The 9,564-nt window shown below is 40.1% G+C and carries 7 protein-coding genes and 1 pseudogene; 6 read left to right on the forward strand and 2 right to left on the reverse strand.

The genetic code is table 11. The annotated features are described in order from the left end of the window. Positions 1 to 659: 659 nt before the first annotated feature. From N9I19_RS22975 to N9I19_RS22985, 3 genes are all read left to right on the forward strand, one after another. Positions 660 to 2,795: a PrsW family glutamic-type intramembrane protease gene (locus tag N9I19_RS22975; protein ID WP_317779088.1), complete on the forward strand. Its 2,136-nt coding sequence runs from the start codon at positions 660 to 662 to the stop codon at positions 2,793 to 2,795. 20 nt (positions 2,796 to 2,815) lie between these two features. Continuing rightward, positions 2,816 to 3,424, forward strand: coding sequence for a pentapeptide repeat-containing protein (locus N9I19_RS22980; protein ID WP_061463334.1), 609 nt, complete (start codon positions 2,816 to 2,818; stop codon positions 3,422 to 3,424). A gap of 326 nt (positions 3,425 to 3,750) precedes the next feature. Continuing rightward, positions 3,751 to 5,118 (forward strand): vWA domain-containing protein, encoded by a 1,368-nt coding sequence (locus N9I19_RS22985; protein WP_317779089.1) that lies wholly within the window; start codon positions 3,751 to 3,753, stop codon positions 5,116 to 5,118. A gap of 159 nt (positions 5,119 to 5,277) precedes the next feature. Here the strand turns inward: N9I19_RS22985 and N9I19_RS22990 are convergent. Beyond that, positions 5,278 to 5,665 (reverse strand): annotated as a pseudogene (locus tag N9I19_RS22990) (transposase); the annotation flags it as partial. 982 nt (positions 5,666 to 6,647) lie between these two features. Beyond that, positions 6,648 to 7,226 (reverse strand): 2OG-Fe(II) oxygenase, encoded by a 579-nt coding sequence (locus N9I19_RS22995; RefSeq protein WP_375166292.1) that lies wholly within the window; start codon positions 7,224 to 7,226, stop codon positions 6,648 to 6,650. Between the two features lie 911 nt (positions 7,227 to 8,137). Here N9I19_RS22995 and N9I19_RS23000 point away from each other — a divergent pair. The 3 genes from N9I19_RS23000 to N9I19_RS23010 form a co-directional block, all read left to right on the forward strand. Continuing rightward, positions 8,138 to 9,106, forward strand: a complete 969-nt coding sequence (locus N9I19_RS23000; RefSeq protein WP_089362322.1) for a hypothetical protein — start codon at positions 8,138 to 8,140, stop codon at positions 9,104 to 9,106. 66 nt (positions 9,107 to 9,172) lie between these two features. Beyond that, entirely contained in the window at positions 9,173 to 9,421 is a 249-nt protein-coding gene (locus N9I19_RS23005) for a DUF5131 family protein (protein WP_317779090.1), read from the forward strand. Then, on the forward strand, positions 9,390 to 9,564 hold a 175-nt coding region (locus N9I19_RS23010; protein WP_317779091.1), incomplete at its 3' end, for a DUF5131 family protein. The genes N9I19_RS23005 and N9I19_RS23010, both read left to right, overlap by 32 nt.

A 9,564-nucleotide genomic window follows, 5' to 3' on the forward strand; every position in this document is an offset into this window, starting at 1 on the left:
TTTGAGTGCTCCTTATCTGTAATAAGTTAAGTGTAGCTGCCCTTAAAATATCTGTCCAGATAAGTGTAGACGATTCAGAACAGGTTTGTTAATAAAACTCAATTTAGAGGTATCTTTTTAGTAATTTCGAATATAAAAATATAGGTTAATCAAATAAATAAGAGGTGAGGAAAGAAGGAGATTTTTCATGTCAAATCCTATGCAAACTGATTGAAATGATGTTGTACGACCATCTACGAAATTATTTGAAGGGAAAGATGGCTTGTGATTACAAGTCTGATTGGATTTATACTTGCAACGGGCACGTTATTTTTATTTGTTTTCGCGGCCCCATTATTTTGAAGGCAATTTGAAGGATGCTTTCTCCTTAATGCGGCAATCGGCATTTTTCTCCTTTCAATAGCAGCGATTTTACCTTTTCTGGGCTTCGTGCAAAAATACCCAGATTTGCGACCAGCGCCTTTTCCACATTTTGTAAAAATGTCTATATTACTAGTATCCCGCGAGAAATAGGGTAAGTACTTGTTGCGGGTATTACTCTATAAACCTCCGATCGGTGACCATCGTTTTCATGAATCCATTTATTTACTCATGGCCGGACCGTCGTCAAGGGAGACGTCCCGTTCGCACGAGGTCGGCCTACAAAGGAGGCGACCGTAGTGAATACGCTCTGGTCCATTCGAACCGGAATTCGGGATTTCCTTGAGGCCATCTATCGAACTTGCCAATCATGGATTGCGAAATATCCGTTTATTAAAACGGCGTATTCGATTTTTTCCTGGCTGTCTTTGCTTGCGTTTGTGTTGAGCTTGTTTTTCGTTAAAGAATCGCGTACCATGATGATTCAATATTTGTGGTCGTTTTATGTGCTGCTGCAATTTTGGATTCTGTGCCGAAGCAAAACGATGCCGTGGAAGCAAGTTGTTCTGTTCGTTCTGTTAGGTGTTTTCCTTGTCGTACCGTTCACGACGCTTACGGTCAATGCTCTCCATGCGTTTTTCGGCGGAAAAACTTCCGACACTTGGTCCATTGCCGTTATCACGCCAATTTTCGAAGAATTGTGGAAGCTCCTTCCTCTAGGTATATTTCTGTTTTTCTCACGTCGAGCTTCCGCCTTGAGTTTAAGCGATTTTACGCTCATCGGGGCGGCAACCGGTGTCGGCTTCCAACTGATGGAGGAGCTTTCCCGAAGGTGGCTAAGTTCCGGCATTCTTGAGAAAAAGTTTGGCTATAGCTTTACAATGCTGGGCGGCGAAACGATCCATTGGGATATATTCTCACTGTTTCCCGGGCGTTTCGAAGAAAGTCTGTTCCCGACGCTAATGACCGTCGGTCATCCCGTACATACAGCCATGATCACACTTGCGTGCGGAATTGCTTATCGGCTTCGAACAAGACTGACGAAATGGGTTTTTCTGTTCCCGGCAATCCTTTTGCTGTGGTCCATCTTGGATCACGCGGCTTATAACGGCCAACACAAGCTGCCGGGTTGGGTGTTCCGGCTTCATGAGTGGACCGGCAGCGGTTATAAAACTCAGCCGGCCTTCCTGCTGATGCTGGCCGCATCGCTCATTGCCGATTACTGGTCGCTGAACAAAATACGGAACTGCCTTCCGTTGCTGCCGAACGAGCCGCTTCTTAATCCGTTTACCGAGCTGTGGAATATGATCCGCTCTTTTTGTCTGGACCGGGGGAAATTCATATATTGGCTAGGCTTTTACCGGGAGCGCAGGGAGCTTGGATATCATTTACTTTATGGAAATGAAGAAGCCGCCGGTAGACAGGAGCCTGTCCAGGCTCGGGTAAAGGCTCTTTACCAGGTGCTAACCGGACTCGCGATGATACTGCTTGTGGCCGGTCTGTTTGCAGGCATCGGGGCTCATGCGGGCGGTGGGGAAACGGCATGTTTCGCCTGCATGTTCGATTCGCTGCAAAATTGGTGGGATGGGTTGGATTGGTATGAACAAGGGGTGATAGTGCTTGGTGCCCTTGCCTTGTCATTGCTGTTCGTCGGATTCTGGCCGGCTTTTGGCATCGCGATGACGGGGGCGGGAATCGCCGGGAGCGGACATGAGACTGCCGGTTATATCCGCGATCCGAAGAAGCTGCTGACTCCCGAAAATGCGTTTTCCGTCGCTCTCGGCATTGTACTAAGCCGAATCCCGTTCGGCAGTGCACTAAGATGGGTTGGGAAGAAAGGGCACCGCTATGTGCGCAAGCTTTTGGATAAGCTTGGGTCCCAGAAGCCGGATGTCGACGTTCCGATTAAACCGAAACCTCCGAAAAGTGACGGCGAAAGCCCTGGCAAGCATACGGACGATCCCAAGAAGCCGGATGACGATACGCCGAATAAGGATAAAGCTGATGAGGGAACGGAGTATACTGGTGGTAGAAATCAAAAGGAATTGGATGATTTAGCAGGTGATCCTTCACATGGAGGTAAAATTAGAGATCAGGGTGTGAAAGAAAGAGAGATAGGCTTGGAATTGGAGAAACAGGGCAAACTAGGTAGAATAATTCGAGATCCTCAGGCTGATGGTGGAGCAGAATTTATTGACACAACTAATGGTGTAAAATGGGATGTTAAAAGCTTTCAATCTTATCCAAATGGGCATACATCACCGAAAAAAGGAGCCTTTACAGTAAATAATGGAATGAAAGGGATCAATAAGGAACTTGATAAAAACTACAATGTAATAGTGGATACGAGAAAACTAATTCCTGAACATATTGATCAGTTAAAAGAGGCAATAAAAGAAGCAGGAATAGCTGATAGAATTATTTGGTATCCATAGTTTAGGAGGGTATGCAGGGCATGACAATATTAAATGTTGAGGAAATTATTGTTCAACTTGAATCACACCGCCTTTGGATAGAGACCATTGGTAAGAAAGGTGAAAAACTCGGCTTAGATGAAATAGACTTCCGAAATTTAGATTTATCAAAATATCCGTTAGATCAAGCATACCTTACAGCTTGTCTTTTTGATGGTATGAACTTAAATCTTAAAGATATGTCTTCATCTTTATTATGTTCATCAACTTTTAAATTCGCTAATTTAGAAGGTTCAGATTTTTGTAAGTCTAACGTTTCATATGTAGATTTTACAAATGCAAATATTAAAGCCTCAAGATTTGCTGATAGTGAATGCATTGAGACAGTTTTTGTTAAAGCTGATTTATCAAACGCAAATTTAGTAGGTGGTCTTTTTGATGAGGCAGATTTTCGTGAAGCGTCATTACTGAATGCTGATGTAAGATTATCTACGTTTGAAGGGGTATTACTAAAGGGGGCTAAGTTAGGGGGGATTCGAGGACTAGAGGAGGCTTTCATTAAAAGTGTTAATATAGGTACTCCAGAACACCCTATAATTCTTAAAGGAGAAGAAGGTAGACAGTGGCTCATTAATGAAATCAAAGAATAACTTTTAGACGTGATCGAGACAATACCGTTAAATCAAAACAGTAGCTTTCAGTGCGCTCTTCGTTGTTGAATAACAGATGGCTATTAGTGTAATGATCCTTGATCCACAAAACGATTTTGAAAAACACTTCTTTCTTTCAGTTGCTACGGAATCCTTTTTCAAAGAATTTTGGATACTGCCATCCTAGGTAGATCTTTTTTCGTCAGGTGTTGATGAAGAGCAAGATTTACCAAGTATTTTCTCAGAAGCCGTGGTTATCAAATGAACTTTGGCTTGGTAGATAATAATTTGATTATATAAGAAGATTATTAATCGGAGGCGAGTTGATGATTCGAAGGTCTATCTTAATATTGGTAACGTTAGCCTTATTCCTTGCTGGTTGTATTAATGAACCGGAAAAGAATACTTCAAAAACTCAGAATCCATCACATTCAAATCAAAGTAATGAACCGGAAAAGAATATTTCAAACATTCAGGACCCATCAGATTCAGATCAAAGTAAACATCAGACTTCCTTAACAGATGAACAAATATTAATGAAACCTCCAGGACGTTATGCTGGTTCTAACTATGATGAACAGAAGGTTCAGGAAGCTCTGGATCAATTATCAAGTGATTTGACAGCTGATCAATATAAGGAAGAACTCCTCCTCCTATTGGCTGAAGATTATCGACCTTATGTGACCACTTTCAATAATTTTGAAACAGAAGTTAAAGTGAATAATGAGCGACCTAATGGTAAAATCACATTACCCACAAGTAAGAAGTTACACATTTCGATCCTACTTGATGCCAGTGGCAGCATGAAAGCGCAGATCAATGGCAAATCAAAAATGGACTCTGCCAAAGAAGCTATTCAAATCTTCTTAGATAAATTACCAAAAAATGCAGAGGTATCTTTGCGGGTTTATGGACATAAAGGAACAGGAAGTCATAAAGATAAAAAAGTATCCTGTAACAGTACAGAAGAAATCTTTCATGGTCAAGGCGAGCAGACAAATCAAATAAAAACGGTACTTCAAGATATAAAACCAGCCGGATGGACGCCAATTGCAAATGCTCTGAAATCTGTAAAACAAGATATTAATCCGGAGACAACCGATTCGGTCGTATATGTAGTTAGTGATGGAATTGAAACATGTGGAGGTAATCCAGTGCAGATTGCCAAAGAACTCAACCAATCCAAAGTGAAAACAGTTGTAAATATTATTGGCTTTAATGTGGATAACGAAGGACAGAAATTGCTTCGACAAGTTGCTACATCTGGTGGTGGAGAGTTCACTTCTGTAGATAATGACGAATCACTAAAGAATTATCTCAATAAAGAGTTTGCCAAATTACAAGGCGAGTGGACGATGTGGAAAGAAAAAGGAGAAGGACAGGCAAATACACAAAAAGAACAGAAGCAGGGAGCTATTAATAATACAGAAACAGATATGCAAATTCTAGTGAACAAAGAATATTATAATCTGCTAGCAGCCCTTAAGTATCTAGAAATTAAATACGGAAATGCTATCCCTCACGGTGAGGTCTGGAAACAGATTACAGATCGTAAGAATTTCGCATGGGATTATGCTCGTAATACCGGGAGGCGTTTGTATGACGAAGTCACTAAAAGTGGAAATCAGGTTTATGACGATATCAAGGATGAAGGGGATAAGAATATCGATGATCTGACGAATAAGAAAAAATAATTAACGGCTACGGCGGAATGACACGATCATGGAGGATCAATGTTGGATTGTTAACACTAAATCAATTAACTTTTTTAAGGGGTAACTGGATTTGAGTCAATATTTTGGACACTGAAAAGTTAAATATTAAGCTGTATTCCTATTTTGATCTTCAATGGCTTATGGGGTTTGATAGCCCAAGCTGCTGTGAATTCTTTTTCGGTTATACCAACCTTCAATAAATTGGAACATCGCTAATTTAGCTGTTTGATAGTCTAGATATTGTACGTGGTTGACTTCTTCCTTTTTTTATAGGGCATGAAAGGATTCAATACAGGCATTTATCGTACGGGCAACCTTTCTGACTAAAAGATTGCTTAATATGATGGTTTTGGATAGGTTGAGTAAACTCACTGCTTGTATATTGTGAGCCAAGATCCGTATGAAGAACTAAGCCCTCCGAGGGCTTTTGTGATAAGTGTGCGTTATTGAAAGCTTTTATGACCAGTTCTATCGTCATTGAACGAGAAAATGAATACCCTACTATTTTCTTAGAATGAAGGTCGATTTTAAACTCAAGAGGGCTTAAGTAGCCTAAAGTTCCTTGAATTCGCAGCTTATTAATCCAGTTCACATAGTCTCCAAAACCGAGTGTAAGCTATTGCTTGCGAATGTTTTTGATTGGTGAACTCAGTCTTAATGATTTTAAATGTCACTTCCGCGGCAGCGTTATCATAAGGGCAACCTTTCATACTTAGTGAAAGACCAATCTCAAATATTGTTAATGTTTCGTCAATCAGCTAGTTTTAAAATTCATCCCTCGATTTGTGTGGAAGAGCTGAATGTCACGGAGGTTACCTTTGATTGATTCAAATGCTCGTGCCACAAGCTTGACGTCCTTGTTAGGTCCTGTACTAAATTCAATAATTTCACGATTAAAGAGATTGACAAAGACACATTGACTTTGTCATATGTTACTATCACTGACCACTACTTTTTCTCTTCTTCTTCCCGATTTACATGAGTTCTTTTTCGGTTTATCTGAGCAACTGTATAAGAGGGAACAAGCCCCTATTCTTTTTAATGCGGCCAATTCTCCTTCTGGTGACCGTAAGGCCACTTTTCTTTAATTTCAACCTTAATATTACGTGTTACGTACGCCTTACGGTTTTATCAAATATTTCTAAAATGGCAAGTAATAAAGAATTTTAGCAGGATATAATGGGTTATTAAAAATAACTCATCGAGACCAAAATGGCTACTAAAAGGTATTTCATTACATTGTAAGACGAAGTTTTGAAAGGTCCATGGACAAGTCTTAATTAGGCTATTGGTCATTTATTTGATTTCACCTTGTGGCCATATTTTATCAGGAAAATCCCTTATGAACTAATAGGTGTATTAGTTCATTAAGGAACTCGATGTTTTTTCTCGAACTTCATTCTTCATCTATTAATACAGATATAAAGGTTTGAAGGAGACAGTTATGTGGGAGCAGGAAGTGAATTACATCTATCATTTTAAAAAATTGAACATCTGACATTTGGAGACTATTTTTTCCTTCTCATCCATTGTGTTGCAACCCATTTTTCTCCAGTAATAACTGGAGCTCCACCATGTAAAGTCAGGTCGTTAAGGTTTTGATCGTTATAGAAATATTCAAAATACACTGCCATTCCTTTTTGAGGTGATACTGAAAAATTCAGTTTAGGAAAAAAAGTTTCTCCTCCATGCTCTACATCATTTAAGTACATGACGATTGTGCTGATTCTATTGTTTTTTGTTGCTTTACTTGCAGATGTAAAAAAATCAAAATGAGCTTTATACTCTTGACCTGGAATATATTTAAGAATTTGAATACCATCCCCATGTTCAATGGGTATATTCATGATAGACGATATTCTTTTTTCAATTTTGGAAATGATGTCATTTTCATTTTCTTGAAAAAACATACTACTACTAGTTCTTATCTCATTTACTTCGGGTGTAACTCCAATTTTAGAACGATGCATTTTGTCTTTTGACAGTCTAATAAGTTCATCACATTCTTCGTCACTTAATACATTTCCTAAAACCACCAGAAGAGGTTCTTCTAATTTAGCAATTATATTAATTTCTCTATCTTCCATTTTGATTTTATTTCCAATATGATTAAAAATAGTTTGTTCTTTACTTATTGAATTTTTATTGTCCACTGTCAACTTTCATCGTCTCCTCAATAGAATGAATTTTCTGATTTTTAATTTCATTTCTGTAAGCGGTTTTCTATGATAATTATATCATGGGATAACCATGTCTTGCTTCGTCAATGGACATTTTGTGTGTGATGATCCCCCTTTGAGCGAACTCACCATACGTTGTATTTTATTTTAGAGAAAGATATTGACTTCCTATTAGCTGGTTTAGTTGATTAAGGAAGGCAAAAATGATCAATGTTTTTTTATAAGGCTGTTTTCACATACTTTGTTGCTATTTACCAGGTAGTGAGTTGTGGTTGATTTCCCCTCCAGATGCTCGCTTTCCGCGGGGCGGGCGGTGAGCCTCCTCGGCGTAAACGCCTGTGGGGTCTCACCTGTCCCGCTGCTCCCGCAGGAGTCTCGCACTTCCGCTCCAATCAACCTTATATAGTTTCGTTTTAAAAACAACAATCTTTACGAAAAGAGCCTTTTATAAAAAGAATAATCCAATTTAAATAATAGTAAGGGCATATTAGTTATTGACACAAGAAGGTCGTCAATGAAGGCGATCTTCTTGTGTCAATTTTTTAGAATAAGGGATTCCTTATTGGAATATTATGTTAAAGTTAAAGCGAGCAGAGCAGTTTTTAGGGTATTGACGGTGAGCGTAATGGGGGGGAATGATTATCTTCGTGAAAAGTCCTATATTTCATTAAAACTAAAACAGTTTAAATAATAATTCTTAAGGGGTGTTTATTTATAGTTATAAATAGAAATAAACATGAGAGTTTAAATGGAAGCGCTCTGTTCATTGTAGAGGTAGAGATTTACGAACTCACTGGTCTGGCAGCCGAGGTGACCTCATGACAGTAATGAAAAAGCAGCCAATTTCACATTTGATGAAGAAGCGCAGATTTTGGGGTTATGGTGCCGCTATAGCGTTAATGCCTTATCTGTTAATCAAAATCGCCTGGACGTTCGGTCTCTTCATGCCGACCGAACAAATGGGCGACCCAAGTTGGCGCACTGCAAACGCAGTAACAATGGTTCTAGCTGCAGTTGGTATCCTGTTAGCATTGGCGTTTAGCATGACATGGGGTGAGCGACTGCCCGCCTGGTTGGTTGCCTTGCCCGTCTGGGTAGGTACTGGTTTACTTATTCCTATGCTGTTGCTAGCACCTGTGCTTGGTCCTGCTGCTATGATACGCGATCAGCAGGCAGGAGCTGTCAACGTTTGGGTATATGAGCAGATTTTCGTAATGGTCTCACTGGTTGGAGTCGGCATCTGCCTACCTTTCGCCTTAGCTGGATACGCTAAAGCGCGTTGGCCAGAGGCATTTGCTGATCCAATCGACATTGAATTACTCCCGGGCAACAGCCAGAAACTGCATATCACCTTGGCTAGGCTTGTCGCGGCTGGCTGTATCCTGCTTGGATTTATTAAGCTATTCTGGGCGGTTGGTGGAACTATTGGCATCAACCCAGCTATGTTGGATAACCGCGATATATGGTGGCACCTATTGTCGTTGAGTACCGGTGTGTGGGCCTTCGCGGGGGCATGGGGTTTGTTGGTACTGACCACCCGCCGCGGGTCGAAGAGGTTCCTCCCTCCTATGGCAGCAGCATGGATCTCGTCGGGAATGCTGTTCTCTTATAACCTCTTTAACCGCTTGTCCGCCATTCGCCCCGATGCACAACCTGCTCTAGAGTACCCGCTTGCATATGTACTAACCACCGAGTTAAGTAGCGTCTTGGGAGTGATGATGGGAATAATTATCCTGATGGTACTGCACGACCGCCGGAGAGCAATGCGCAGTTCTAGAAGGAATTAATGTCCTAATATTGAATTATATTTATAAAAAGATAAAAACATAAAATAAAAAAAATTGCCCAATTCCATGTCGGATTTATTTCATGAGGAGGTTACGCTTGATTTTATACAGAGAGTCTTTAAAACAATGAATGAAACGCCACATAATACTTATCAAATACTAACGAAACGCTCTAAACGACTAAGTGAATTGGCTGAATCCTTACATTGGGCACTAAATATTTGGATAAGAACAAGTTTAGAGAATGAAGATGTATCTTATCGAATTAAAGATTTAAGAAAAAGTGCCTGCTCATATTCGATTTCTCTCACTTGAACCACTTCTTGGGCCTCTAAACTTACTTGATCTCAAAGATATACACTGGTTAGAATCTGGCCCAGGGTCGAGATCTATGGAGACTGAATGGGTAAGAACAATACGCGATCAGTGTGAAGAACAGAAAATAGCTTTCTTTTTTA

It is taken from the genome of Peribacillus sp. CSMR9, from assembly GCF_033141925.1.
GTDB classification, from domain to species: Bacteria; Bacillota; Bacilli; order Bacillales; family DSM-1321; genus Peribacillus; species Peribacillus simplex_A.

Bases quoted from the DNA above. Each gene is read 5' to 3' on its own strand.
- N9I19_RS23000 (WP_089362322.1), top strand. From the start codon at position 8,138: ATGACAGTAATGAAAAAGCAGCCAATTTCACATTTGATGAAGAAGCGC.
- N9I19_RS22985 (WP_317779089.1), top strand. From the start codon at position 3,751: ATGATTCGAAGGTCTATCTTAATATTGGTAACGTTAGCCTTATTCCTT.
- N9I19_RS23005 (WP_317779090.1), top strand. From the start codon at position 9,173: ATGTCGGATTTATTTCATGAGGAGGTTACGCTTGATTTTATACAGAGA.
- N9I19_RS22980 (WP_061463334.1), top strand. From the start codon at position 2,816: ATGACAATATTAAATGTTGAGGAAATTATTGTTCAACTTGAATCACAC.
- N9I19_RS22995 (WP_375166292.1), bottom strand. From the start codon at position 7,226: ATGGAAGATAGAGAAATTAATATAATTGCTAAATTAGAAGAACCTCTT.